Source organism: Promicromonospora sp. NPDC050262, assembly GCF_040655935.1.
Classification (GTDB): domain Bacteria; phylum Actinomycetota; class Actinomycetes; order Actinomycetales; family Cellulomonadaceae; genus Promicromonospora.
In genome coordinates, this window is record NZ_JBFAKX010000011.1 from 119,780 (window position 1) to 145,359 (window position 25,580).

Sequence of the window (25,580 nt, forward strand, 5' to 3'; positions counted from 1 at the left end):
CGTCCGCTGGCAGATGGGGTGAAGGGTGTCCGCTCATGCCAAGGAGCCTAAGGGGCAGGTCAGGATCGCTCCGTGTAAATTCCTGGGTGAAATGAGGCAGGGCCGCCGAACCCCCTGGATCTGCGGCCCCGCCCCTCCGACGTCACGCGTCCGCGTACCGCCTGCGGTCCCGCGAGCGCGAGGCGAGCGTGAGGTAGGACGTCATCGGGGCCGACCGGCCGGCCGCGCGGATCCTGTGCTCGCGTCGGTTGAGCAGCTCCATGCGCCGCAGATCGCGCTCGACCGCCGCGACGTCCTTGCCGGTGATCATCGCTGTGCTGGTCGTCATGGTCGTTCCCCGTTCTCAGGCCCCCTCGTGTGGGCGCCCCTCGTGGAACAGGACGAACCAGGAGCTCGCTTCGTTGGTAGGGAGGAGTGGATCCGGGTTTCGGGACCGGCGTGGCCGACTTCACTCGGTGGCCCTATCCGATGGCGGCGCTCCGCAGGGCCAGGAACTCCCGCAGGGCAGGGTCCGTCGTGAGCGAGCGCGCCTTGTCGTAGGCGACCCGGGCCGCGTCGATGTCGCCGGCCTCGGCCAGGAGGTGCGCGCGGGTCGCCCACAGCGGCTGGAACCGGCCCGACGCCGGCTCCGTCGCCACGATCTCGTCCAGCGCGGCCAGCCCCGCTCGTGCGCCGTCGACCCGGGCGACGACCGCCGCGAGCGCCACCCGCCCGCCCAGCGTCGGCGCGACGCGGAGCAGCGCCCGGTGCAGGGTGACGAGCGCGGGCCAGTCGGTGCGGCCGGTGCGCGCCCGCGCGCAGTGCACGGACTGGATCGCGGCCTCGAGGCGAAACCGGCCGGGTGGTCCGGCGGGCGAGGCCTGCCCGGCGGGCGAGGCCGGGTCGGCGAGCGACCGGCGGAGCAGCGCCTCGCCGCGCTCGATCAGGCCGGTGTCCCAGCGGGCGACGTCCTGCTCGTCGAGCGGCACGAAGGCGCCGTCGGCCTCGCGCGCGTCGGCGCGCGCCAGCGAGAAGCAGAGCAGGGCGGCCAGGCCGAGCACCTCGGGCTCGGGCAGCAGGTCGGCCAGGAGCAGGGCCAGCGTGAGCGCGTCGCCGGTGAGCGATCCGCGCACCTCGGGCGCGGCGCCGCGCCAGTCGATGGCGTAGGCGCCGTACACCGCCTCCAGCACGGGCGGCAGGCGGTCGGGCACCTCGTCCCGGCCGGGGATCCGGAACGGGATGCGCGCGTCCCGGATGCGGCGCTTGGCCCGGACCAGGCGCTGCGCCATCGTGGGCGCGGGGACGGCGAACGCCGCCGCGATGTCCGTGGCCTCCACGCCGAGCACGGTCTGCAGCATGAGCGGGGTGCGGATGCCCGCCTCGACCGCGGGGTGGGCGCAGACGAACATGAGCTCCAGCCGGCGGTCCCCGATCGCGTCGGGGTCGACGTCCTCGGGCGGCGCGGCGGGTTCGGGTCCGGCCTCGGGCGGCACGGTGGTGCGGTGGGCGGCGGAGCGGTACAGGTCGCGCAGCCGGTTGCGGGCCACGGTGAGGAGCCAGCCGTCGGGGTTGTGCGGCACGCCGTCGTCGGGCCAGTGCCGCAGGGCGCACTCGAAGGCCTCGCCGAGGGCGTCCTCGGCGCGCTGGATGTCGCCGTCGCGGGCCGCGAGCAGCGCGAGCAGGCGGCCGTACGACGTGCGGGCCGCCGCCTCCGCGACGGCCCGCACGTCCGCGCGGTCGGTCAGCGCGTCCACGCGCCGTTCTCGAAGTGGGTGGCGCTGGGGCGCACCTCCACGGTGCCCCACTGGACCGACGGCGCCTTCTGCGCCCAGGCGAGCGCGGCGTCGAGGTCGGGCACGTCGACGACGAACGTGCCGCCGAGCTGCTCCTTCGTGTCGGCGAAGGGGCCGTCCTGGACCCGCAGCTCGCCGTCGCGCACCGCGACGGTGGTCGTGGACGACGAGGGCTGGAGCACCTCCGCCGAGAGCAGCACCCCGGCCTGGTCCAGCGCCGTGGCGTAGGCCTCGAACTCGCGCTCGCCCTCCTCCCAGCCGCCGGGCGCGAGCTCCTCGGGCGTCATCTCCGGGTAGTGCAGCAGGATCGTGTATCGCATGGTTCCGTCCTCCGGTCGGGTCTGTCTGACACGGTGGTGACGATCTCGCCGCCGCCCGATCGACAGGTCTCGACACGATCTCTCGCCGAGCTGCGCGACCTGCCCGGGGAGCCCGTCCGGACATGACTCGGGTCGGGGCGCCCCCTGGTGCGCCCCGACCCGGTTCCCCCTGTCCGGCCAGGTGTGTCAGGCAGTTGTCGGAGCCGCCTTGACCACCGGGCCCCACGCCAGCGGGTCGAGCATGCGGGCGTCATCGTCCGCGTTCCCGGTCCAGCGGCGCGCATCGGCGATCGTTGCTGCGAGCAGGTCCCTCAGGCGTGCGTCGACGTCCGGCACGAACGCCTCCGAGATGCCCTGTACCGCGGTGGAGACCACGCTCGGCGCGGCGTCACGGACGAACCTCTTGGGCCGCACGCTGGTGCCGGCGCAGAACCGCTCGGCCCAGGCCGCCGTCTTCGGCACGGACGCCAGCGCGTCCTTGCTCTCCGGTGCGAGGGTGCCAGCCGGACGGTCCTCCAGGACGTCGAGCATGCGCTCGGAGCCGAGGACGGCGACGGCGAGCGTCTGCTGCCGGTCCGCGGGCGACACCGGCAGCGCCGTCTGCGCGGCGCGCAGCGCGATCCGCACGTCCCAGCGCGGGTCGGTGCTGGTCAGGCCGATGACCGACGGGATCAGCGGTGCGAGCTGCGGGCGAGCGTGGTCCGCCGTCAGGTCGTTCACCGCACGAGCCAGCATCGCGATGAGCGGGTGCGTGCAGGCTGGATGGTCGCTCCACTTCTCGCCTGCGAGGAAGGAGGCGAGCTCCATGAAGCACGCGCCCTTCTTTGGATTGCGGTGCTTCCCACGGCCCAGCATGGGCAAGATGTCGTACGTTCCAGCTTCGGTTCCGGTCACGATCCACCCCCGAATTGGGTCCGCTGCTACTTCCAGTGTGCGTCTGCTGTGACGTAGATCGCAATAGTGGGGCTGTGAACTCCCTGAATCTCGCCCGCCCAGTGTCTCGCCACCCGGCCCGTCGGGCATCTCGGGCGCCGGACGAACCGCGTCGCGGTGCCCCTGAGGTGCACTAAGGCACCTCAGGGCCACCTCAGGCCCGCGCCGGGGTACCTCAGACGCCGCTCTGAGGTACCCCGACGGCCAGGACTGGCCGACCTCCCGATCCGCGACCCCACGACTCAGGACGAGTGTCTTCCTCATCAGCCGGACGGGCACACGGCCCGCCGGGGACATCGGAGGAATCATGTCGTTGTGGGGACCCGCGGTGGACGCGGAGATCGAGTACCGGCAGGCCGAGGCCAAGAGGGCCTGGCGCAGCAAGCGGCCGACCGCGGCGGACCGCGCCGCCCGCCAGGAGCGGTGGGCCGCGCGGGTGAACCGCACGGAGCAGATCAGGGAGGGCATAGCGGGCATGCGCCCCGCGCCCGCCAAGCGGCACGGCCTGTTCGCGTGACCACGGTGGGCGCCGACGCCGTGGGCGCCCGGGCGGCGGGAGCCGCCGCGGCGAACCCGGGGAAAGGCCAGGCCAGGGGGATTGTCAGTGACCGGTGGCACGATGTGCAGGTGCGAAGGTCTACGACGATCCCCCTGGTCTCCCGGCAGGAGCAGGTTGCCTCCCTCCTGCTGGCGGTGGGTCGCGCCTCGGCCGGCCGGCCAGGTCTCGTGCTCGTGGGCGGCGACGCCGGCGTGGGCAAGACCCGTCTGATCGGGCATGTGGCACAGGCGGCGGAGCAGGCGGGAGCCAGTGCCGTCGTCGTGCACTGCGTCGACCTGGGCCAGGTCGGCATCCCCTACCTTCCCTTCACCGAGGCCCTGACCCAGCTGCAGGCCGGGGCCGCGGGGCCCGACGCCGCCGCGCGGGTCACGGAACTCGTCGCGGAGCGGCCGGCCCTGTGGCGGCTCCTGGAGCCCGGCAGCAGCGCCGACGCCGACCACGACGAGCGGCTCCAGCTCTTCGAGGGCATCGCGCGCAGCCTGGCGGTCGCCGGCGCGCCCGAGCGCCCGCTCGTGCTCGTCGTCGAGGACGCGCACTGGGCCGACGCGTCCACGCGCGACGTGCTGCGGTTCCTCGCGGCCCGTGCCCGGACCGAGAACGTCCTGATCGTGGTGACCTACCGGGCGGACGACGTCGACCGCCGGCACCCCCTGCGCCCCCTGCTCGCCGAGCTGTCCCGGCTGGAGCACGTGGAGCGGATCGACCTGCAGCCGTTCACCGAGAACGAGCTGCGCGAGTTCACGACCGCCTTGGCGGGGCAGCCCCTGCCCGCCGCCGGGTTCGCCGACGTGCTGGACCGGTCCGAGGGCAACGCCTTCTTCGCGGAGGAGCTCCTGGACGCCGGGCCGGACTCGGCCAGCCTGCCCTGGACGCTCACCGAGGTGCTCCGCACCCGGCTGGAACGACTGGACCCCGGGGTGCAGCAGGTGCTCCGCATCGCGTCGGTCGCCGGACGCCGCGTGCGCGAGGAGCTCCTCCGAGCCGCGGCCGCCCGCTGGGGCGCGCACGACGTCGACGCCGCGCTGCGCGAGGCGGTGACCCAGCAGGTGCTGGTGGTCTCCGGGGTCCACCTGGAGTTCCGGCACGCGCTGCTCGCCGAGGCCCTGTACGCCGACCTGCTGCCCGGCGAGCGATCATCGGTGCACCGCGCCTACCTCGCGGTGATCGAGCAGGACGGGCCCGACGGCATGCCGATCGGCAGCGCGGCCGAGCGCGCCCACCACGCCTACGAGGGCCACGACCTGCCCGCGGCCCTGACCGCGTCGCGCGACGCGGCCCTGCGGGCCCGCCGCCTGCTCGCCCCCGAGGAGGAGCTCAGGCACTGGGAGCAGGTGCTCGCGCTGTGGGAGTCGGTGCCCGACGCCGAGGAGCGGATCGGCCAGGACCGGGTCGACATCGCGCTCTCCGCGGGCGAGGCTGCCGCACGCGCCGGTGACCCGATGCGCGCGGTGAAGCTCACCGAGCGCGCGGTCGAGGGCGTGAACGACCCCGTGCGGCGGGCCGGGCTGCGGCACGTGCTCGTGCACCGGTACCTCGACCTGCCCACCTGGGACGAGACGCCCGGCCAGGTCGAGGCCGCGATCGAGGACCTGCGCGCCGCCCTGGAGGTGCTGCCGGAGCGCAGCCCCGAGCGGATCTGGACCAACGCGTTGCTGGCGCGCGTCACGATGATCATCGACCTGGACGACGACGCCCGCGACCACGCCCGGTGCGCCATCGAGGAGGCGCGGTCCGTCGGTCAGCCCGGCGCGCTCGCCGCCGCGCTCTCGACCCTCGCCGTGCTCGACGTGGCCGACCCCGACCGGGCGGCGGCGCTCCTCGACGAGGCGCGCACGGCGGCCACGGAGGCCGGCGACGTGCTCACGGAGATGCGCACGCTCTACAACGCCACGGCCAACCGGTTCTACGCCGGCGAGCTCGACGCCGCTCAGCAGCGGGTGGAGCACGCGCTCGCCCGGGCCGAGGAGCTCGGGCTGGCCTGGAGCACGCCCACCGTCTTCCTGCGGATCCTGCAGGAGGTCATGCTCTACTTCCGCGGCGACCTGACGCCGCGGCCCGCCGGCGGGGTGCCGGCCACGCACAAGCACGTCCTGGAGGCGACGCAGATGTACGCCGCGGTGGCCCGCGGCGACGCCGACGTCATCGCACGCGGCGAGGCCCTCTTCGACCACTGGCAGAGCGACGGCCAGATCGCCCTGATCGGCGGCGGCAGCCTGGTCGACGCCCTGACCTGGGCGGGCCGGTACGACGACGCCGCGGCGCTGGCCGTGCGGATCACCGACCACCTCGGCGAGGTGTGGACCGAGGTGTTCCTCGGCCGGATCTGGCTGTCCGCGCTGGCGATCGCGGCCCTGGCCGACGCGGCGCAGGCCGACCGGTCCGCGGGCCGCGCGGGCGCCCCCGGCTCGGCCGCCGCCACTGCCGTGGAGGCTCGCGCGGCCGAACGCCTCGACAGCGGTGACTCGCTCCTGGCGATCGCCCGCGAGACGGCGCAGCGCGGACGTCCGCGTGGCGGAGTGCTCGGCCCCGAGGGGCGTGCCTGGCTGCAGCGGGCGGCCGCCGAGAACGCCCGGCTCCACGCGATCGTGGGCACCACCGCGGGCGCCGACAGCGGCGAGCGGGCCGCCGGCGACCTGTGGCGCGAGGCCGCCGCGAGCTGGCAGGACACGGTGAACGCGTTCGGCTTCGGGTACCGCTACGAGGTCGCGCGGTCGCGCTACCGCTGGGCCGAGGCCCTGCTCGGCGCCGGCGAGCGACAGGCCGCCGAGGTAGAGGCCGCCGAGGCGCTCTCGGAGGCGGAGGACATGTGCGCGCAGCCGCTGGCCGACGCCGTCCGTGCGCTGGCGCGGCGGGCACGGCTCGACCTGCCGGGGGTCCGCCGCGCGACGGCGTCGACCCTCACGGAGCGCGAGGAGGAGGTCCTCGGCCTGGTCGCGCAGGGGCTGTCCAACCGGCAGATCGGCGAACGGCTGTTCATCTCGACCAAGACGGTGAGCGTGCACGTGTCCAACCTGCTGGCCAAGCTCGGCGCCTCGGGCCGGGCTGAGGCGGTGAGCCTCGCCCACCAGCGCGGTCTGCTGGAGGTGTGACCGGGAACGGGCAGGCTACCTGCCCGGTGCAAAAGGGACACATCCGGTACATCTGTCGCGCAGGCGTCCTTCTCTCGCAATACTGATGGGATGCCGACGGACCTCCAGGCGCTGCGAGACCTCGAGCACGTCGGTCTTGCTGCTCCCACAGCGGATGAGGCCTTTGACCGGTTTGCTCGCCTGGTGCGTCGGCATCTGCGGGTCCCGGCGGCCGTCGTCTACTTCGTGGTCCGGGAGGGCCAGGTCCTCGCGGGAGCGTCCGGGGTGCCGGAGCCCATGCAGTCCAACCGGCTGCTGCAACACCCGGGCACGCTCACCAACGTCATCACGGCGCGTGGCGAGCCGGTCGTCACGGTGGACGCCCGCGCGGACCCGCTGCTGTGCGACAACTACCTGGTCCGGGAGATGGGCCTGGTCGCCCTCGCCGGCTTTCCCGTCTTCGACCTGCGCGGGCGCGCCGTCGGCGCGCTGTGCGCCGTCGACGACCAACCCCGCGAGTGGTCGCAGGACGACCTGGACTCCCTCGCCGACCTCGCCGCGGCCTGCACCGCCGAGCTGCGCCTGCGCGCCGAGCGCGAGCGCGCACGCCGCATCCAGGAGACCGCCGTCCGGGCGAACCGCCGCAGCCGGTTCCTGCTCTCGCTGAGCGAGGCCTTCGCGAACGCCAACACGATGGACCAGGTCGAAGAGGTCATCGTGGAGGTCGGCACCGCGGGGATCGGCGCGCGCTACTGCGCGTTCGCCCTCGCGGACGCCGACGGGCGGGGCATCACCTACCGGTCCCTCGTCCACGCCGAGCCGCAGTTTCCCCAGCGGCTCCGCCAGACCAAGCTCGACGAGCAGCGCCCCCTGGCCGAGGCGGCCCGCACCGGCCGGCCCCTGTTCTTCCGGTCGGCCGACGAGATGTTCACGGCGTTCCCGGGCTCGGAGGAGCTCTGCGACCCGGAGGTCGGCGCCCGCGCGTACCTGCCCGTGGTCACGGCCGGCGACGTCGTCGCCGTCATCATGCTGGCCTGGGAGCGCGACCGCGGGCCCGACCAGGACTCGTACGCGCTCCAGACCGGGCTCGCCCACTACACGGGCCACGCGCTGGAGCGGGCCCGGCTCCTGGAGGAGCGGCGCGAGTCCGCGAAGACCCTGCAGCGGGCGATGCTCAGCCGGCTGCCCGAGGTGCCGCACCTCGACATGGCGGCGACCTACTCGCCCGCCACGCGCTCCGACCAGATCGGCGGCGACTGGTACGACGCCGTGGCGGTGGACGACGACGCGACCATGTTCATGATCGGGGACGTGACCGGCCACGACATGCGGGCCGCGGCGAAGATGGGCCAGCTCAGGTCGCTGCTGCGCGCGTTCGCGTGGAGCCACGACGAGTCGCCGTCGGCCCTGCTGTCGCTGCTGGACAAGGCCAACTCCGGGCTGGGGCTGCTCGCCAGCGGGACCGCCGTGGTGGCCCGGCTGGAACGGGTCGCCGGCGCGTACCAGCTCACCTGGTCCACCGCCGGTCACCCGCCACCGCTCGTGCTCCGCGAGGACGGCACGGTCGAGCGCCTCTCGGTGCTCCCGGACATGATGCTCGGTGTACGGCCCACGTCGAAGCGCACCGACCACGTCACGACGCTGCGCCCGGGCGACACCCTCCTGCTCTACACGGACGGGCTCGCCGAGCAGCGCGGCACCACCCCGGACCAGTGGCTGAACCGCCTGCAGAAGACGCTCGGCGCGCTCGGCGACACGGCCACCGCGGCGCTGCCCGTCACCCTCGTCCGCCGCCTCGCCTCGGACGACCAGCGGGACGACGTCGCCGTGCTCGCCGTCCGGGTGCGGGCGGCGGCGCCGTCGGGCCCACCGTCGCCCGGGCGCCCCGCCACGGCGGAGCGCAAGCTGGCCCCGTCGCTGTGCGACGTCGGGCCGGCCCGCATCTGGGTCGACGACGTGCTGGAGAGCTGCGGCGTGCCGATGCCGCTGCGCCGCACGGTGATGCTGCTGACGTCGGAGGTGCTGACCAACGCCGTCGACCACGGGCAGGCGCCGTTCACCGCCACGGTCGAGGTGGACCTGGACCGGCTGCGGGTGGGGGTGCGCGACTCGTCGACCGTGCAGCCCGAGCTGCGCGACCCGGCGGTCACCGAGTTCGGCGGTCGCGGCGTGCAGTTCCTCGAACGGCTCGCGTCCCGGTGGGGCGTGGACAGGCACGGCGGGGCGCCACGCCCGAGCCACCGGCACGGTCCGCCGCGCGAGGGCCGGCGGACGGGCAAGACGGTCTGGTTCGAGCTCGACCTCGGGTGAACTTGGGCCCCGGGCTTCGGCCAGGGTCGAATCCAGGATCGCGTGTCAGTGGCTCCGCGTACGGTGTGAGCTATGGCACAGACAGCGTCACGACCCAAGCAGAGCACCGGTGAGGACCTGGCCGGGGCCGAGCTCTCCGCTCAGCTCGAGGTGTACCGCCGCGAGCTGACCGGATACTGCTACCGCCTGCTGGGCGGCACCTTCGACGCCGACGACGCCGTGCAGGAGACCCTGCTGCGCGCGTGGCGCTCGTACGACCGGTTCGAGGGTCGTTCCTCGCTCCGCACCTGGCTGTACCGGATCGCCACCAACGTCTGCTTCGACCAGCTCGGTTCGAGCCGCGCCAAGCGGGAGCGCCCCATGGGACTCGGCGCCGCGGCCGACCCGGTCGAGGAGAGCCTCGCGATGGTGCTGCCCGAGTACGCGTGGGTGGAGCCGGTCCCGACCGAGCACGTGCTCCCCGGCGCGAGCGACCCCGCGGACACCGCCGTCGCGCGGGAGTCGGTGCGGCTCGCGTTCGTCGCGGCCCTGCAGCACCTGCCGGCCAAGCAGCGCGCCGTGCTGATCCTGCGCGAGGTGCTGCGCTGGCCCGCCGCCGAGGTGGCCACGCTGCTCGACACCTCGGTGGCGTCGGTGAACAGCGCGCTCCAGCGGGCACGGGCCACGCTCGCCGAGAAGGCCCCCGACCGGGCCGGCACCTCGGAGGCGCCGGAGCAGGCGTCGGCCGACGAGACCGAGCTCCTGGAGCGGTACGTCGCGGCGTTCGAGCGCTACGACATGACCGCGCTGGCCAACCTGCTGCGCGAGGACGCGGTGATGAACATGCCGCCGTACGCGATGTGGCTGGAGGGCATCGAGAACATCCAGGCGTGGATGACCGGACCCGGCAACGGGTGCGAGGGCTCGCGCTGCATGCCGATCCACGTCAACGGCACCCCGGGGTTCGCCCAGTACCGGGCGGACCCGAAAGGCGGCCACTTCCCGTGGGGGATCGTGGTGCTGGAGAACGACGGCAAGCACATCACCGGCATCACCACCTTCATCGACACGGAGAAGTGGTTCCCCCGATTCGGCCTGCCGGACCACCTCGATTAGGAAATTGGCCATACCCTCGTCAGGGTGACTGTGCGATCCGTGGTGGTCGGCGTGGACCACAAGCACCCAGACCTGGCTCGGCGGGCAGCGTCGCTCGTCCAGTCGCTGGGTGGAAGCCTGATCGAGCTCGTGTGCGTGTGGGTCGACGAGTCAGCGGTCTCGGACTCACGGGGATTCACCGTGTCGGTGGACCCGGACATCGCCGTGCCCTCCGACGCGTACGGCGCCGACGTCCTGGCCGGGCTGAACCGGGCGATGGCCGACGTCGGCCTGCCCTGGTGCGCGCGGCGCGGCGCCGGCGACCCGGCCGCCGAGCTGGGACGGGTGGCCGACGAGGTGGGGGCGGCGATGATCGTCGTCGGCGCCCACCGCTCGGGCCTGCGCGGCTGGACGACCAACCTCGTGAGCGGGACCGTGGCGGGACGACTCATCCACAACCAGTCGCGCCCGGTCGTGGTGCTCCCCGAGACGATGTCGGCCTCGTGAGCGGTAGGTTCGTCCCAGACCTTTCGAGCCTCCACGAGGGAACACACCGCGTGACACGAGCACCGCACCGCGACTGGCGGTACGTCGGCCTGGTCGCGCTGGGTGGCGCGGGTGGTTCGGTCGCGCGGTATCTCGTCAGCATGTGGTCGGGGATCGTGCTGACGCCCCTGACCATCCTGTTCCCGGACGCGGGCCACACGATCCTCTGGTTCCCGGTCGGGACCCTGGTCGTGAACCTCGTGGGCGCGTTCGCTCTGGGCTACCTCCTGGAGGCCCTTGCCCGCCGGGGCCGCGAGACCGTCCGGCGCCGCAAGATTCGCCTCGGGATCGGCACGGGCGTGCTCGGCGGGTTCACCACCTACTCCGCGCTCGCCCTGGAGGTCCAGACGTTGATCGGCCAGGACATGGCGTGGCTCGCGCTGCTGTACGTGACGCTCACCCTGGTGGGCGGCACGGCGACGTGCCTCGGCGGGATCGCGCTGGCGGCACGCGCCGACCGGCGCCGGAAGGGCAGGTGACGGCGGTGCTCGCACTTCTCCTCGTGGCCGTCGGCGGCGGCCTGGGCGCCGCCGCCCGGTTCGTGGTCGACGGCGAGGTCCGGGCCCGGCACAACGGCGGGTTCCCGTGGGGCACGTTCGTGGTGAACGTGACCGGCTCGTTCCTGATCGGTGTGTTCTCGACCCTGTTCTCCACGCTCACCTGGTACGGGGTGTCCACCGACGTCGCGCAGCTGGTGCAGTTCTCCCTGACCACGGGCCTGTGCGGCGGGTACACCACGTTCTCCACGGCCACGATCGAGTCCGTGCGCCTGGCGCAGTCCGGCCGGCTGCGGCTCGCGCTGGCGAACACCCTGGGCACGCTGCTGGTGACGGTGCTCGCGGCGAGCGCAGGCGTGGCGATGGGCGGCCTGTTCACACCTTGACGTCGCTCACCGGTACGTCGCCGGGGTTGAGCGCGCTGAGGAAGAGCTCTGCCAGCAGCACCCACTCCGTCAGAGGCCGACTGCCGACGAAGCGCGCTGCTTCCACCGGCGTACGGTTCACCAGCGCGATGTCGACGACGTACAGGTCGCCGCCCTCCCGCCAGACGACCGCGGCGTTGGTCCGCCGGGTCGATCCGTTGATCCCGGCCCAGAGCTCGTTCTCCGGCTTCTGCGCCCGCTCGATCAACGGGTAGTCGCCGCTGTGCTCCCAGCCCGACCACGCGTAGCTCAGGGCACGCTCGAGCTCCGCCTTCGTGGAGGTCACCCGCGTCGCGCCGACCGCTGCCATCCCGAGGCCGAGGCCCTCGACGACCTCGGTCACCTGCTGCACTTTGCTTGCCATGGTCGGACACTACGGGCACACCGGGCCGGAACCGGTCTTCTGCGGTTATTTCGCCCGTGTCGTCCCGCATTCCGCCCTCACCGGGCATCCATGCTCGACGGCCTGGCCAAGCCCGCCGCGCAGGGTCTCGCTCGCTCGACGGCCCGCTTGTCGGTGGTGCGTGGCAGGCTTCGCTGCATGAGCCTCATGCTCCTCGACTCCGCCTCGCTGTACTTCCGTGCGTTCTTCGGTGTGCCCGACTCGCTGCGCGCGCCCAGCGGCGTGCCGGTGAACGCCGTCCGCGGCCTGCTGGACACCATCGCGTGGCTCGCCACGACGCACGGGCCCGACCGCATGGTCGCGTGCTGGGACGACGACTGGCGGCCCGCCTTCCGCGTCGAGGCGATCCCCAGCTACAAGGCGCATCGCGTCGCGCAGGAGGTGCCCGGCACCACGGGCATCGAGGAGGTGCCCGAGACGCTGCTCGCACAGGTGCCCGTCATCGTGGACGTGCTGGCGGCGCTCGGCATCGCGCGTGTCGGCGTGCCCGGCTACGAGGCCGACGACGTCATCGGCACCCTGACCACCCGGGCGGTCGAGCAGGGCGCCGGGCCGGTGGACATCGTCACGGGCGACCGTGACCTGTTCCAGCTCGTCGACGACGCCGCCGGGGTGCGTGTCCTGTACCCCGCGCGCGGCATCCGCGACCCCGACGTGGTGGACGAGAAGCGGCTGGCCGAGAAGTACGCCGTCGCCTCGGGACAGGCCTACGCCGACATGGCGACGCTCCGGGGCGACCCGAGCGACGGCCTGCCGGGCGTGCCGGGCGTCGGCGAGAAGACCGCCGCCAAGCTCCTCGCCCAGTACGGCACGCTGGCCGGGATCCTCGCGGCCCGGGACGCCGGCGACAAGGGGCTCACCACCACGCAGCGCCGTCGTCTGCTGGAGGCCGACGAGTACCTGAAGGTCGCGCCCGTCGTGGTGCAGGTGGCACGGGACGCTCCGCTGCCCACGTTCGATCCGGCGGTCCCGAAGGCGCCCGCCGACCCCGAGGCGCTGGAGGCGCTCGTCGCGCGGTGGGGCCTGCGCTCCAGCGTCGACCGGGTCCGGACGGCGTTCGGCTGGGCGTGATCAGGCGGGGCGTGATCAGGCGCTGACGGCCGCGTCGTAGCGGTCCAGCACCACCTGCACGAGCCGCGGGTCGGCCTTCTCGGCTCCGGCCGGGCCGGCGACCGGGTCGGTCACGACGTCGGCGCCCGCCTCCAGCACCCGGTCCAGGAAGTACCCGGGCGCGAGGAGGTAGGACACGACGATCACGCGACCGGGGACCGTCGCCCCAGGTGCAGCCGTGGCACGCGCCGCGGCCACCGCGTCCGGGACGCGTGGCTCCGCGCCAGCCCCGTACGACGGCGTCACGGGTCGCCCGAGGCGCTGGGCCAGCCCGCTGGCCACCTCCTCGACCGCCGTCGCCGCGGCCGCCACCGAGGACCCGGCGGCGGCGAGCACCACGGCGTCGTCCGACCGGAACGGGCCGTGGACGGCCTCCGCGGCGGCGTACCGGTCGGCCAGGATGTCGACGAGCAGGGGGTGCGGGCCGAGCGGGTCGGCCGCGACGGCCACGCCGTCGCCGGCCGCGTTCACCGCGGCGACGGCCTGCGCGATGTCATGCCGCACGTGATAGCCGGTGGACAGGAGCAGCGGCACGACGACGGCGACCGGTCCCTCCGCCGACGTCTCGGCGGCGGCCCCGGCGTCACGCACCGCCCCGGCGTCACGCACTGTCCCGGCGTCCCGCACCGCCTCCGCGAGAACGTCGCCGACCTCCGGCTGCTGCACGTCCACGAACGCCTCGCGCACGTCGAGGCCGGGCCGCGCGGCGCGGACGCCGTCGAGCAGGGCACGCACGGCCGCCTGACCCGCGGCGTCGTCGGTCCCGTGCGACGTCCCGATCAAGGTCGCGCTCATCGTCTCTCCCATCGGTCCTTCAGGTCATGGGTGTTGCCGAGCCCGGTCGGGCCAGACCGGCGTCACCCCGTGTTCTGCAGGCCCGCCGAGACGCCGTTGACCGTCAGCAGCAGGAGGTGCTGCAGCCGGCCGGCGTAGTCGCCGTCCACGGCGGAACCGCCGTCGGACCCGGTACGCAGCCCGCGCAGCGCGCGGACCTGCAGCAGCGACAGGGCGTCGACGTACGGCGACCGGAGCTGGACGGCGCGGCCGAGCACCCGCTTGGACGCGAGCGGCCACTCGTTGCCGCTGATCTTCAGCACCCACTCCCGGGTGAGGCGCAGCTCGTCGAGCACCATCTCGGCGAGGTCGTCGCGCGAGCCCAGCGCCAGGTACTGGGCGGCGATCCGCTCGTCGGTCTTGGCGAGCGACATCTCGACGTTGTCGAGCATGGTCGCGAACAGCGGCCACTCGGCACGGGCCGCGCGCAGCAGCTCGACGTCACCGGCCGTGGCCAGCGCGGTGCCGAGGCCGAACCAGCCGGCGAGGTTGATGCGGGCCTGCGACCAGGAGAAGACCCAGGGGATCGCACGCAGGTCGTCGAGCGAGTTCACGGAGAGGCCGCGCTTGGCGGGGCGCGACCCGATGGGCAGCAGACCGACCTCCTCCAGGGGCGTGACCTGCGCGAACCACTGCGGGAACCCGTCGGCCTTCACGAGCTCGTGGAACCTGGCGCGGGACGTCGCGTCGAGGGACTCGGCGAGCTCGGCGAACTTGGCCGTCGCGCTCTCGTTGACCGCCTCGACGGACGGCGCGGAGGCCAGCAGCGTCGCCGCGGCGACCTGCTCGATGTGCCGGGACGCGATGACCGGGTCGCCGTAGCGGGCCAGGATGACCTCGCCCTGCTCGGTCAGCTTGAACCGGCCGTCCACCGAGTGCGGCGGCTGCGCGAGCACCGCGCGGTTGGCCGGGCCGCCCCCGCGGCCGAGCGCACCGCCGCGGCCGTGGAACAGGGTGAGCTTCAGGTCGTTGGACCGTGCCCACTCCGCGATCCGCGACTGCGCGTCGTGCAGCGCGAGCGTGGCCGCGACGGGGCCCACGTCCTTGGACGAGTCCGAGTAGCCCAGCATGACCTCGACGCGGCGGCCGTTCTCGGCCAGGCGCTTCTGCACCGCGGGCAGGGTCAGCATCGAGTCCAGGATCGGCACCGAGTTCTGCAGGTCCGCGAAGGTCTCGAACAGCGGGATGGCGTCGATCACGGGTGCGCCGTCGGGGTCGTCGGCGAAGGCGTACGCCGCCAGCTCGTAGACGGCGGCGAGGTGCTCCGGCGCCTGCGTGAACGAGACGATGTACCGGCGCGCGGCCCGCTCGCCGAACCGGCTCTGGATGGCGCCGAGGGCCCGGTAGGTGTCCAGCACCTCGCGGGTGCGGTCACCGAGCGCGCCGTCGACCCCCAGCTCGCGGATCTCGTCGAGCGCCGCCGCGTGCACCTGCGAGTGCTGGCGCACCTCGAGCTCCGCCAGGTGGAACCCGAAGGTCTGCACCTGCCAGACCAGCCGCTGCAGGTCGCCGTACGCGGCACGCGCCGCGCCGGTCGCCACCAGCGAGTCCTGCACCACGAGCAGGTCCGCCTCGAGCTGCTCCGCGTTCGCGTACGCGAGGTCGGCGTCGCGGGTCCGGGTCGCGGCGATGCGCTCCGCGATCGCCAGCATGACCGCACGGTGCGGCTCGTTCGGCGACGCCTCCTCGGAGCGCCGGGCCACCTCCTCGGAGATGAGCCGGATGCGCCGCCAGAGCGCGTTCAGGTCCGACGACGGCGTGGTGCCCTCGGCGTCGAGCGTCAGCTTGCGCCCGGTCTCGACCGCGAGACTCTCGAGCGCCGCGAGGGCGTGCTCCGCGGCCAGGCTCGCGGCCTGCCGCGTGACCTCGGCCGTCACGTTCGGGTTGCCGTCGCGGTCGCCGCCGATCCAGGTCCCGAGCTTCACGAACGGCTTGGCCACGGGGGCCACGCGGCCGGCGTCCTCGGCCAGGAGCCAGTCGTCCAGGCGGCGGTACACGTCGCCGAAGACGTCCACGAGCACGGCGTCGAACACGCCCATGACCGTCTTGACCTCGTCGATCACGGACGGCTTGCTGGTCCGCACGGGCGCGGTGCGCCACATGGTGTCGATCTCGGCGAGCATGCGCCGCTCGTTCTCGGCGAGGGTCACGCCGCCGAGCCGGCGGATGTCCCGCTCGGCCAGGAGGTCCGAGATGCGGCGGACGGTCCCGCTGATGGCCCGACGGCGGGCCTCGGTCGGGTGCGCGGTGAGCACCGGCCGGAACTCCAGCTCGTCGAGCCGACGCAGCGCCTCGTCCCGGCCCACCTCCTCCGTGAGCCGTGCGAACGCCGCGGGGATCGTGTCCTCCAGGACGGCCGGTCCGGTCGTCGTCTCGGCCTCGCGGGCGCGCAGCACGCGCACCCGGTGGTACTCCTCCGCGAGGTTCGCGAGGTGGAAGTAGCAGGTGAACGCGCGGGCGACCTGCTCGGCGCGCTCCACGGAGAAGGACGCCACGACGTCGGCGGCCTCGTCCAGCGCGTGCGGCGACGGGTCACCGTAGGCGCGGATCGTCAGCTCGCGGAGACGTTCGACGTCGTCCAGCAGGCCCTGCCCCCCGTCCTCGCGGAGAATCCTGCCGAGAAGGCCGCCGAGCAGGCGCACGTCCTCGCGCAGCGGGTCAGGTACCTCGTGCCGGGCGTTGCCGCGGACGGTCTGAGTTGATTCACTCACGGGCTAGAGCCTAGGCCGAGATTGCCTTGCGGCGTCCACCGCGTCCGATTGTTGGTCTGGTCATGACCTGGCTCACTCTGGTTGGCTGTCGGCCTGTGACCGGATATGACGCACAGTTCCTCGGCTTCGGCGTCCCGCTCCCCGCCTCCCCGCTCGAGCTGCGTGTGCTCGACTACACCCACTTCTCCGTGCTGCTCGACCCGGTCCGCCGGCTCGCCGCGGCCACGGCCTGCACCATCGACGGCGCCACGCTCCAGGCGCTGCGCCGGTCCGGCCGCTGGCGCCTGGACTCCCGCGTGCCGAGCGGTGAGCAGGCCGGCAGCGCGCTCTACGCGGGCAACCCGCTGGACCGCGGCCACCTCGTGCGCCGCCTCGACCCCGTCTGGGGTGACGCCGAGACGGCCGCGCGGGCCAACCACGACACGTTCACCTACACGAACGCCGCGCCGCAGGTGAACAGGTTCAACCAGTCCAAGGAGCTCTGGAACGGGCTCGAGGACCACGTGCTGCGGTACGCCGCAGCCCACGACCACCGACTGGCGGTCCACACCGGGCCCGTCTTCGCCGCCGACGACCCACCGTACCGCGGGGTCCGCATCCCGCGTCTGTTCTGGAAGGTCGTCGCCTGGGTGGGCCCTGCCGGCGTCACCGGCATCACCGGCCCGGCCGGCATCACCGGCCCTGCCGGCGGCGCCGGCCCCGGCGACACCGCCGGCGTCGCGCCCGGCATGCTGCGGGCGACGGCGTTCGTGCTGGACCAGACGCCCCAGCTCGACGACGCCAGGCTGTACGAGATCACCGCCCAGGCCCTGGCCAGGGACGAGATCCCGCCGCTCGGCCCGTTCCGCACCTACCAGGTGCCGGTGCGCGACGTCGCGGCGCTGACCCGGCTGGACCTCGGCCCGCTGCCCGGCGCGGACGTGCTCGCGGTGCCACCCGTGGAGCCGGCGGGCACGCGGCCCACGGACATCACGATCCACCGGCTCCCGCGGGCACGGGCGTGGTCGGAGATCAGGACCCCCGACCAGATCGCCCTGCCCGGCCGCGTCCCGCCTATGCCGACCGCCCGTAGGTCTCCAGGAGCCGCAGCCACACCTCGCTGACCGTGGGGTAGGCGGGCACGGCGTGCCACAGCCGGTCGATCGGCACCTCCGCGGCGATCGCGATCGTCGCCGCGTGCAGCAGCTCGGCCACGTCGGGACCCACCGCGGTGAACCCGACGAGCACCTTGCGGTCCTCGTCCACGACCATGGCGGCCCGGCCCGTGTACCCGTCGGCGTGCAGCGAGGCGCCGGCGACGGCGCCCAGGTCGTACTCGACGGAGCGCACGCGCAGCCCCGCGGCCTCGGCGGAGGCGGCGGTGTGGCCGACGCTCGCGATCTCGGGGTCGGTGAAGATCACCTGAGGCACGGCGCGCTCGTCGGCCGTGGCGGCGTGCCGGCCCCACGGGCCGACGTCGACGGGCGTGCCCTTGGCACGGGCGGCGATGGCGTCGCCCACGGCCCGGGCCTGGTACTTGCCCTGGTGCGTCAGGAGCGCGCGGCGGTTGACGTCGCCGGCGGCGTAGAGCCAGCCGTCGCCGACCGGCACGCCGTCGCCGCCGAGCACCCGGAGGGAGTCGTCGACCGTCAGCCAGTCCCCGGGGATGAGCCCGACGTTCTCCAGGCCGATCGAGTCCGTGCTCGGCCGGCGGCCGGTCGCGACCAGCACCTCGTCGGCGGTGACGTCCGTGCCGTCCGCGAGCGCGACGTGCACCGTGCCCTGGTCGTCGCGCCGGACGTCCACGGGCTGGGTGCGCAGGTGCAGCGCCACGCCCTCCGCCTTGAGCGACTCGGCCACGAGGTCGCTCGCGAACGACTCCACGTTGGGGAGCAGTCCGTCGCGGGCGATCATCGTGACCTGCGCGCCGAGGGCGGCGAACGCGGTGGCCATCTCGGTTCCCACGACGCCGCCGCCGATGACCGCGAGCCGTCCGGGGACGGCCTGGGCGGACGCGGCCTCGCGGCTGGTCCACGGCGCGGCGTCGGCCAGGCCGGGGATCGGCGGGAGGACGGCGCTGCTGCCGGTCGCCACGACGACGGCGTGCCGGGCCGTGAGCACGGTCGTGCCACCGTCGGCGTCCGTCACCTCGACGGTGCGGGTGGCGCTGATGCGGCCGGCGCCGCGGAACAGGGAGATCCCCGCGCCCTGCAGCCAGTCGACCTGGCCGTCGTCGTGCCAGTGGGCCGCGAACTCGTCGCGACGGGCCAGGACGGCGGTCACGTCGAGCTCGCCCGTCACGGCGGCGCGCGCGCCGGGCAGGCTGCGCGCGGCACGCAGTGCGGCGGCGTCGCGCAGGAGCGCCTTGGTGGGCATGCAGGCCCAGTACGAGCACTCCCCGCCCACGAGCTCGCGCTCCACGATCGCGGCGGTCAGGCCGCCCTGGACCACGCGGTCGGCGACGTTCTCGCCGACGGGTCCGGCACCGATGACGACGACGTCGAAGACGCTCTCGGTCATGTCAGCTCTCCTTCTTGATGACGCGGCCCAGGCGCAACGCCGAGACCAGGAAGAAGATTCCGCCGAGCGTGGCGTACCCGGCCAGCGAGGTCAGAGCCGCGCCCGGCCCGCCGGCCATCATGAAGAAGCCCGTGCCCGCGAACACCGAGATGCCGCCGCTGAGGATCATGGCCCACTGGCCGCCGAGCCGGTAGCGCCGGATCGCGACGATGAGCTGCACGAGGCCGGCGGTGATCGCCCAGACGCCCCAGACCCGCAGCACGGCGGGGATGCCGGAGGTGACCGCGACGCCCAGGCCGATGGCCGTGGCGAGGCTCAGCGCCATGTTGAAGTACAGACCCACCGTGGGGCGCGCGGACTTCGAGGACCGGAAGTCGGTCACGGCCGCCGCGACGTCGAACAGCGGGTAGAGCACCAGCAGCCCGATCGCGACCGGGCCCAGGCTCCCCCCGACGACGAACAGCAGGGCCGCCCAGACGATCGCGAAGCCGAACCGGACGAAGTACAGGTTCCGCAGCGCGCGGGCCGTGGCAACGGCCGACGTTGATTCCACGGTGGTGGACATGTGAGTTCCCCTCGGTAGCGGCGCGAGCGGGAATCGATCCGCCCGGCCATTTGTCTAGGTAGACTGACTAGTAACTCTACCTACCGAGACAGTACACATCCCCGGGCGTCGAGCGCAAGGGGACGGCGAGAGGGGCCACGTATGATCGCGACCGTGCGCGGATCAATGTCAGACCGCCTGATCGAGGCGGCGAACGAGCTCTTCTACGCGCACGGCCTGCGCGCCGTGAGCGTGGACAAGGTGATCGAACGCGCCGGCACCACGAAGGTGACGTTCTACCGGCACTTCAAGACCAAGGACGACCTCGTGGTCGCCTACCTGGAGCACCGCGCGGCGCAGGAGCGCGCCGGCGTGGACGCGGCCATCGCCCACGGCGACGGCGACGTCGACGTCACGCTGACCCTGATGGCCGGGCACACCGGGGCCATGGCGTGCGAACCCGACTTCCGCGGGTGCCCGTTCATCAACGCCGCGGCCGAGTACCCCGATCGCGACAGCCCGGTCCGCAAGGTCGTCGACGAGCACCGCGGGTGGTGGGTGCGCGCGTTCGAGCGGCTCGTCGCCCCGCTGGGGCTCGCCGAGCCGGCCGCGGTCGCGGAGGACCTGATGCTGCTCCGCGACGGCGTCATGGTCGCCGGCTACCTCGGCGACCCGTCCCGGGTCGGGGACTCGTTCCTCCGGAGCTGCCGGGCCGTCGTCGGCAGCGCGGCCCGCGCGACTGCCCGGGCGTAGCCGCCGCCGTCAGACCTCGTCCTGCCAGCGGTGCCGCGGCGCGTAGCCCAGCACCCGGCGGGCCTTGTCGATGCTCAGCAGTGTCTCGCGGCCCTGCAGCGGACGACGGACCGGCACGTCGGGGAACTGCTCGGCCACCAGGTCCGCCGAGTCCCGCACCATCACCGTGTCGTCGTTGGCGATCACGAACGCCTCGAACCCGGTGAAGTCCGCCTCCAGCGCGCGGCGCACCGCCTGCGCACCGTCGCGCCCGTCGATGTAGCCCCACAGGTTCCAGCGCCGGGCCGCGGCGTCGTCCTGCCAGGACGGGAAGCGCGCGTAGTCCTCGGGGCGCATCACGTTGGAGAACCGCAGCGCGGCCACCTTCAGCTCCGGGTCCCAGCGCGTGAAGTGCCTGGCCATCTCCTCCTCGAGCGACTTGCCCAGGGAGTAGGTGGACTGCGGCAGCACGTCGTACTCCTCGTCCACCGGCACGTAGGGCGGCGGCACGTCGAACGGCAGGCCGAGCACGGTCTCGGAGGAGGCCGTCACGACGTTCCGGATGCCCAGGACCTGGGCGGCCCGCAGCACGTTGTACGTGCTGGGCACGTTGTTGCGGAAGGTCGCCGCGTTGGTGGCCATGCCGGGCGCGGGGATCGCGGACAGGTGCACGACGGCGTCCGCCGCCCCGCCCTCGTCCACGCCGGACAGGAGCTCGACGACCTGGCCCAGGTCGGTCAGGTCCGCGACGGTGAAGTCACCGGGGCTGCCCGGCGCGGGCGCCACGCGGTCGGTCGAGACCACGTCGTACCCGGAGTCCACCAGGTGCTCCACCACGAACCGGCCCAGCTTTCCGCTCGCGCCCGTGACCACTACCCGCTGCGTCGTCGCCATGCGTCCGATCCTGCCAGGTCGTCCCGGCATGCTCGACCACCGGGGGGCCGACGGATCAGCCGAGGCGCTCCCGCAGCCAGGCGATGTCGGGCGCCATCTCACCCTTGGTCTCGCAGATGACGGGGGCGCCCGCGGCCGCGATCACGCCCACCAGCAGCTCCTCGGGGATCAGGCCGCGGCCGAAGTTGGTGTGCCGGTCCGCACCCGAGCCGGCGTCGTCGCGCGAGTCGTTGGCGTGCACCAGGTCGATGCGGCCCGTGATCGCGCGGACCTGGTCGGCGGCCGTCGCGAGGTCGATGCCGCCGGCCCAGGCGTGGCAGGTGTCGAGCGTGAAGCCGACGTTGTCCCCGCCGTTCGCGGCGGTCACCGCCGCCCAGAGCTGCTCGATGCGCTCCAGCCGACGGGCCATCGAGTAGTCGCCGCCCGCGGTGTTCTCGATGAGCACCGGGACGTCGGTCTCCAGTGCGTCGATGGCCTTGCGCCAGTTGTCGAAGCCCTTGGCCGGCTCGTCGTTCGCGGTGACGTGCCCGCCGTGCACCACGACGCCCTTGGCGCCGATCGCGGCCGCCCCGTCCATGATCTGCTGCAGCAGCTTGCGGCTCGGGATCCGGATCCGGTTGTTGGTCGACGCCACGTTGATGACGTACGGCGCGTGCACGTAGAGGTCCACGTCGGCCGCCGCGGCGTCGGCCCGGAGCGCCTCCGCACCGCCCTCGTAGGGCAGGTCCGGGACCTTCCAGGCCTGCGGGTCGCTGAGGAACACCTGCACCGCGTCCGCGTCGAGCGCCTTGGCCGCCCCGATCGCGTCGGCCAGGTCCACGTGCGCGCCGATTCTCACCATGGGCCCACCCTAGGACGGCTCACCGACATCCGGCGGGGGCAGCGCGGATCAGCCCAGCCGCCGGACCCCGTCCAGCGAGACCTCCAGCAGGTTCCCGTCCACCGCGAGCAGCATCGTGTCCGGCTTCGGGGTGAGGACGTGCGACGAGGTCCCGTCCCAGACCAGCTCGCCCGAGGCCACGTCGAGCGACACGAGCCCCTGGTCGCCGCTCCCGCTTTCCAGGAGCAGCAGGAGCGACTGCCCGTCGGTGAAGGCCTGGGACACATAGCTGCTCTCGTACGGCCAGTCGTACAGGCCGCCCTGCGTGCGCCACGTCCAGCGGACCGCGCCCGTGTCGAGGTCCAGCCCGCGCACGCCCCCGGTCCAGGTCGTGGTCACCACCGTCCGGTCCACCTGGGCCAGGAACTGGGCCGTGCCGTCCCGCACCGCGACGTCCCAGCGCTGCGTCCCGTCCGCCGCGTACGACCGCAGACGACCCCCGGGCGGTTCCGTCGAGAGGAGCGTGGCCGCACGAGGATCGTCCGTGGTCTGCGGGCGGTTCAGGGTCCCGGCGACCTTCCGGACCGCCGCGCCGTCCGGGGAGTAGAGCGCGCTGTCCATCCTGCCGGCGTACCGCTGGGCGATCGTCTGCGCGACGTACCCGCCCGTGTCGAGGCCGACCACCGACGCGAACCCCGGCACGCCCTCCATCATCAGCACGGCGCCGTCCGCGGTGACACCGGCCCGGAAGCCGCACCCCCACACCTGGACGAGGCCCGGCTCGATCCGCGCACCGAACCCCTCGGGGTCGAGGTGCTCGCCGGACCGCACGATGTCGTCCCTCCCGTCCCAGGGCAGGAAGGGTCCGGCCCGGCAGCCCTCGGCCGCCATCGCCCGGAAGGGGACGACGGCGCTCCAGCGCTCCTCGCCCGTCAGGGCGTCCTCGGCGCGCAGCAGCAGGTCCCGGCCCGCCGCGACCGTCCCGCTGCACTCCCCCTCGTCCGGGCACTGGGCGCCGTCCCTGTCCGGCGGCTCGGGCCCGATCCGCCGGGCGCGCAGCACGGTCCCCTCGGGGCCGGGTCGGGCGTAGCCATACCGCTGCTCGTCCCCGGCGTCGAGCGCGCGCGGCGCGGAGGCCACGCCGTCGGGCCCCACGGTGAAGACCTCGCGCTCCGCCCCCGAACCCTGGAGGCAGACCAGGACCTCCGTCGCCACCCCCGACCAGCCCAGGTAGCCGGTCGGCCCGCAGTCCGGGTCCTCACCGAGCGGTACGGTCCACCCCTCCTCGCCGCTGGCCGCGCGCAGGGCCAGCAGCCCGCCGTCGGACTCGAACGCGAGGAAGGGGCCGAGGGCGGCGACCTGGTTGCCCTCGCCCCGCACGAACGCCCGGCGCGAGCCGACGGCGCCGCGCCACGCCCACACCTCGTCCAGCGGCGCGGACACGTCCACGACGCCGCCGCGCACGGACCTGATCTGCTCGGCCCGCGCGGCGTCGCGCACGCCGTCGACGACGAGCCCGGTGCCCAGCACCGCCGCGACCACGAGGGCGCCGACGAGCGTGCGCCGCCGCCGGACCGCTGCACGCGCCGGGTCGCCCGCCGGACGCGGCCCGCCGGACGCCGGACCGGCCTCGCCCGGGCCGTCCCCGTCCGGGGCACCCTCGCCCGGGGCGCCCTCGGCCGACGGCGGGGCGGACGACGCGGTCCGGCGTCCCTCGTCGTCGACCAGGTCGAAGACGACGGCGTCGTCGTCCGCGTGACGAGCCATACCACCGAGCGTATGCCGCACGGGCCGTCCGCTCACCCAGAGCGCGGGCCGCCCGCGGCGCTCCGTCAGCCCAGGCCGCGGACGCCCGACGGCGTGACCTCCAGCAGGTGTCCGTCCACGGCGACGAGCGAGGTGTCGAACCCCTGGTAGATGCCGCCGGTGACCGCCGTGTCACCGTGCTGCTCCCAGACGATCTCGCCCGAGGCCGCGTCGAGTGCCACCAGGCCCGCACCGCCGGACCCGTTCTCGGTGAGCAGCAGCACCGACTCGCCGTCCGTGAACGTGCGGGACACGAAGAGGTCCTCGGGGTACCGGCCGTCGGCGTCGTCCGTGCTGTCCCAGACCCAGCGCGTCTCGCCGGTCGCGGCGTCCAGGCCCCGCACGTCCCCGGCCCCGGTCATCACGACCATCGTCCCGGCCACCTGGGCGAGGAAGAGCTGGCCGCCGGCGCGCGTCGTGGCGTCCCAGCGCAGCGTCCCGTCGGTCTCGTAGGCCCGCAGCCGCGGCCCGGCCGTGTCCATGGCCAGCAGCACGCCCGGACCCTGACCGTCCGTCACCCCCGGCTCCAGCGCGTGCCCCTCGATCTCGCCGACGACGGCGCCGTCGCCGTCGTAGAGGACCGTCCGCACCATGCCCTCGAAGGTGAACCCGGTGTACCCGCCCGAGACGAGGCTGCTCACACCGCCCGTCCCCGGCTCGATCTCCGTGCCGAGCGGCACCCCGCCCGGGGTGACGGCCGTCTCGATGCCGCAGCCGTAGAGCTGCACGAGGTCGGCGCCGATCCGCGCGCCGAAGACCCTCGGATCGATCATCTGCGCGAGGTCCACGGCGTTGCCCGAGCCGTCCCAGGACGAGCCGAGCCAGTTGTTGCACTGGTCGGCCCGGGTGGGCCGGAAGGGCACGACCGTGCTCCAGCGCTCGTCGCCCGTGACGGCGTCCTCGGCGCGGAGCGCGAGGCCCTGGCCGTCCGCCACCGTGCCGGAGCACTCACCCGTGTCCGTGCACCGCGCGTCGCCCAGGTCCACGGCCGACCCGGGTCCCGCCCGCCGCGCGCGCAGCACGGTGCCGTCCGGCCCGGGCCGCGGCAGCCCGAACCGGTCGGTGTCCGCGGCCGGAAGCTCCCGCCGGGCCGACACGACGCCGTCGGGCCCGACCATCGTGACCGCCCGGTCCGGGCCCGAGCCCTCCAGGCACACCAGGGACGGCGTGGTCGTCCGGGCCCAGCCCGCGGCCCCGAACGGGCCGCAGTCCGGGTTCTCCCCGAGCGGCACGGCCCACGCCTCGTCGCCCGTCGCCGGGCGCAGCGCGACGAGCTCGCCGTCGGACTCGAAGACCAGGACGTCGCCGAGCACGGCCACCTCGTTGCCGCGTCCCTCGTCGATCGCCCTCCGGGACCCGACCAGGCCCTCCCACCGCCATGTCTCCGCCAGCGGGACGGACACGTCCGCGACGCCGCCGCTGACGTCGCGCATCCGCTCCATCCGCGCGCCGTCCCGCGCGCCCTCGACGGCCAGGCCGGTCCCGAGCACGACGGCCAGCACCGCCGCGACCGGTACCAGGAGGCGCAGCCTCCCGCTCGGCGCGCCCGGCGGCGGCCACGGGCCGTCCGGGTCCGGACCGGCGCCGCCCTCGTCGCCGTCCGGAGGAGGCGGCTCGTCGGGGCCGGACCGGGTGAACGGCGCCTCGGCACCCGCGGCGTCGTCGACCAGGTCGAAGACGAGCCGACCGCCCTCGCCCGGTTCTCGCGCCATGAGGTCGAGGG

At 74.1% G+C, this 25,580-nt stretch carries 23 protein-coding genes; 10 read left to right on the forward strand and 13 right to left on the reverse strand.

Features of this window, described 5'->3' with window-relative positions:
* Nucleotides 1-142: 142 nt before the first annotated feature.
* The 4 genes from AB0I29_RS17570 to AB0I29_RS17585 all read right to left on the reverse strand — a co-directional run bounded on the left by AB0I29_RS17570 (nucleotide 143) and on the right by AB0I29_RS17585 (nucleotide 2,899).
* Nucleotides 143-328 (reverse strand): hypothetical protein, encoded by a 186-nt coding sequence (locus AB0I29_RS17570; protein WP_285101782.1) that lies wholly within the window; start codon nucleotides 326-328, stop codon nucleotides 143-145.
* 133 nt (nucleotides 329-461) lie between these two features.
* On the reverse strand, nucleotides 462-1,733 hold the full coding sequence (locus AB0I29_RS17575; protein WP_357483702.1) for a DUF6596 domain-containing protein: 1,272 nt from the start codon (nucleotides 1,731-1,733) through the stop codon (nucleotides 462-464).
* Nucleotides 1,721-2,092 carry a YciI family protein gene (locus tag AB0I29_RS17580; RefSeq protein ID WP_285101778.1) on the reverse strand — a complete coding sequence of 124 codons (372 nt, stop codon included), beginning with the start codon at nucleotides 2,090-2,092 and terminating at the stop codon, nucleotides 1,721-1,723. The genes AB0I29_RS17575 and AB0I29_RS17580 overlap by 13 nt, the downstream gene beginning before the upstream one ends.
* A 186-nt stretch (nucleotides 2,093-2,278) precedes the next feature.
* Nucleotides 2,279-2,899, reverse strand: coding sequence for a hypothetical protein (locus AB0I29_RS17585; RefSeq protein ID WP_285101777.1), 621 nt, complete (start codon nucleotides 2,897-2,899; stop codon nucleotides 2,279-2,281).
* 433 nt (nucleotides 2,900-3,332) lie between these two features.
* Here AB0I29_RS17585 and AB0I29_RS17590 point away from each other — a divergent pair, with 433 nt between their 5' ends.
* The 7 genes from AB0I29_RS17590 to AB0I29_RS17620 all read left to right on the forward strand — a co-directional run bounded on the left by AB0I29_RS17590 (nucleotide 3,333) and on the right by AB0I29_RS17620 (nucleotide 11,465).
* Nucleotides 3,333-3,542, forward strand: a complete 210-nt coding sequence (locus AB0I29_RS17590) for a hypothetical protein (RefSeq protein WP_285101775.1) — start codon at nucleotides 3,333-3,335, stop codon at nucleotides 3,540-3,542.
* Nucleotides 3,543-3,652: 110 nt separating this feature from the next.
* On the forward strand, nucleotides 3,653-6,673 hold the full coding sequence (locus AB0I29_RS17595) for a helix-turn-helix transcriptional regulator (RefSeq protein ID WP_285101774.1): 3,021 nt from the start codon (nucleotides 3,653-3,655) through the stop codon (nucleotides 6,671-6,673).
* Nucleotides 6,674-6,763: 90 nt separating this feature from the next.
* Nucleotides 6,764-8,962, forward strand: a complete 2,199-nt coding sequence (locus AB0I29_RS17600) for a SpoIIE family protein phosphatase (protein ID WP_357483707.1) — start codon at nucleotides 6,764-6,766, stop codon at nucleotides 8,960-8,962.
* Between the two features lie 72 nt (nucleotides 8,963-9,034).
* Nucleotides 9,035-10,057, forward strand: coding sequence for a sigma-70 family RNA polymerase sigma factor (locus AB0I29_RS17605; protein WP_285101772.1), 1,023 nt, complete (start codon nucleotides 9,035-9,037; stop codon nucleotides 10,055-10,057).
* Between the two features lie 24 nt (nucleotides 10,058-10,081).
* Complete coding sequence (locus AB0I29_RS17610; RefSeq protein ID WP_285101770.1) at nucleotides 10,082-10,543, forward strand: universal stress protein; 462 nt, start codon at nucleotides 10,082-10,084, stop codon at nucleotides 10,541-10,543.
* Nucleotides 10,544-10,593: 50 nt separating this feature from the next.
* The gene (locus tag AB0I29_RS17615; RefSeq protein WP_357483711.1) at nucleotides 10,594-11,061 is read left to right on the forward strand and encodes a CrcB family protein; all 468 of its coding nucleotides are present in this window, start codon (nucleotides 10,594-10,596) and stop codon (nucleotides 11,059-11,061) included.
* Between the two features lie 5 nt (nucleotides 11,062-11,066).
* Nucleotides 11,067-11,465 (forward strand): CrcB family protein, encoded by a 399-nt coding sequence (locus AB0I29_RS17620; RefSeq protein ID WP_357483714.1) that lies wholly within the window; start codon nucleotides 11,067-11,069, stop codon nucleotides 11,463-11,465.
* Here AB0I29_RS17620 and AB0I29_RS17625 read toward each other — a convergent pair.
* Nucleotides 11,455-11,868, reverse strand: a complete 414-nt coding sequence (locus AB0I29_RS17625) for a hypothetical protein (RefSeq protein ID WP_357483717.1) — start codon at nucleotides 11,866-11,868, stop codon at nucleotides 11,455-11,457. The two genes, AB0I29_RS17620 and AB0I29_RS17625, sit on opposite strands and share 11 nt — an antisense overlap.
* Before the next feature lie 177 nt (nucleotides 11,869-12,045).
* Between AB0I29_RS17625 and AB0I29_RS17630 the strand changes: the two genes are divergently transcribed.
* Nucleotides 12,046-12,978, forward strand: coding sequence for a 5'-3' exonuclease (locus AB0I29_RS17630; protein WP_357483720.1), 933 nt, complete (start codon nucleotides 12,046-12,048; stop codon nucleotides 12,976-12,978).
* Nucleotides 12,979-12,993: 15 nt separating this feature from the next.
* On the opposite strand, the gene AB0I29_RS17635 is transcribed toward AB0I29_RS17630, so the two are convergent.
* Nucleotides 12,994-13,812, reverse strand: coding sequence for a CbiX/SirB N-terminal domain-containing protein (locus AB0I29_RS17635; protein WP_357483722.1), 819 nt, complete (start codon nucleotides 13,810-13,812; stop codon nucleotides 12,994-12,996).
* Between the two features lie 62 nt (nucleotides 13,813-13,874).
* Nucleotides 13,875-16,562 carry a phosphoenolpyruvate carboxylase gene (locus AB0I29_RS17640; RefSeq protein WP_285101763.1) on the reverse strand — a complete coding sequence of 896 codons (2,688 nt, stop codon included), beginning with the start codon at nucleotides 16,560-16,562 and terminating at the stop codon, nucleotides 13,875-13,877.
* A gap of 95 nt (nucleotides 16,563-16,657) precedes the next feature.
* Here AB0I29_RS17640 and AB0I29_RS17645 point away from each other — a divergent pair, with 95 nt between their 5' ends.
* The gene (locus tag AB0I29_RS17645; protein WP_357483725.1) at nucleotides 16,658-17,665 is read left to right on the forward strand and encodes a DNA/RNA non-specific endonuclease; all 1,008 of its coding nucleotides are present in this window, start codon (nucleotides 16,658-16,660) and stop codon (nucleotides 17,663-17,665) included.
* Here AB0I29_RS17645 and AB0I29_RS17650 read toward each other — a convergent pair.
* Nucleotides 17,616-19,061 carry an NAD(P)/FAD-dependent oxidoreductase gene (locus AB0I29_RS17650; RefSeq protein WP_285101761.1) on the reverse strand — a complete coding sequence of 482 codons (1,446 nt, stop codon included), beginning with the start codon at nucleotides 19,059-19,061 and terminating at the stop codon, nucleotides 17,616-17,618. The genes AB0I29_RS17645 and AB0I29_RS17650 overlap by 50 nt on opposite strands.
* A 1-nt stretch (nucleotide 19,062) precedes the next feature.
* The gene (locus AB0I29_RS17655) at nucleotides 19,063-19,626 is read right to left on the reverse strand and encodes a hypothetical protein (protein ID WP_285101760.1); all 564 of its coding nucleotides are present in this window, start codon (nucleotides 19,624-19,626) and stop codon (nucleotides 19,063-19,065) included.
* A 165-nt stretch (nucleotides 19,627-19,791) separates the two neighbouring features.
* Here AB0I29_RS17655 and AB0I29_RS17660 point away from each other — a divergent pair, with 165 nt between their 5' ends.
* Nucleotides 19,792-20,358 carry a TetR/AcrR family transcriptional regulator gene (locus AB0I29_RS17660; RefSeq protein ID WP_285101759.1) on the forward strand — a complete coding sequence of 189 codons (567 nt, stop codon included), beginning with the start codon at nucleotides 19,792-19,794 and terminating at the stop codon, nucleotides 20,356-20,358.
* Between the two features lie 9 nt (nucleotides 20,359-20,367).
* On the opposite strand, the gene AB0I29_RS17665 is transcribed toward AB0I29_RS17660, so the two are convergent.
* The 4 genes from AB0I29_RS17665 to AB0I29_RS17680 form a co-directional block, all read right to left on the reverse strand.
* The gene (locus AB0I29_RS17665; RefSeq protein WP_285101758.1) at nucleotides 20,368-21,231 is read right to left on the reverse strand and encodes an NAD(P)-dependent oxidoreductase; all 864 of its coding nucleotides are present in this window, start codon (nucleotides 21,229-21,231) and stop codon (nucleotides 20,368-20,370) included.
* A gap of 55 nt (nucleotides 21,232-21,286) precedes the next feature.
* A complete protein-coding gene (locus tag AB0I29_RS17670; protein ID WP_285101757.1) occupies nucleotides 21,287-22,072 on the reverse strand; it encodes a deoxyribonuclease IV in 786 nt (261 codons plus the stop codon).
* Nucleotides 22,073-22,120: 48 nt separating this feature from the next.
* Nucleotides 22,121-23,818: a PQQ-binding-like beta-propeller repeat protein gene (locus AB0I29_RS17675; protein ID WP_357483732.1), complete on the reverse strand. Its 1,698-nt coding sequence runs from the start codon at nucleotides 23,816-23,818 to the stop codon at nucleotides 22,121-22,123.
* Between the two features lie 65 nt (nucleotides 23,819-23,883).
* Complete coding sequence (locus AB0I29_RS17680) at nucleotides 23,884-25,569, reverse strand: PQQ-binding-like beta-propeller repeat protein (protein WP_357483735.1); 1,686 nt, start codon at nucleotides 25,567-25,569, stop codon at nucleotides 23,884-23,886.
* Nucleotides 25,570-25,580 lie beyond the last annotated feature (11 nt).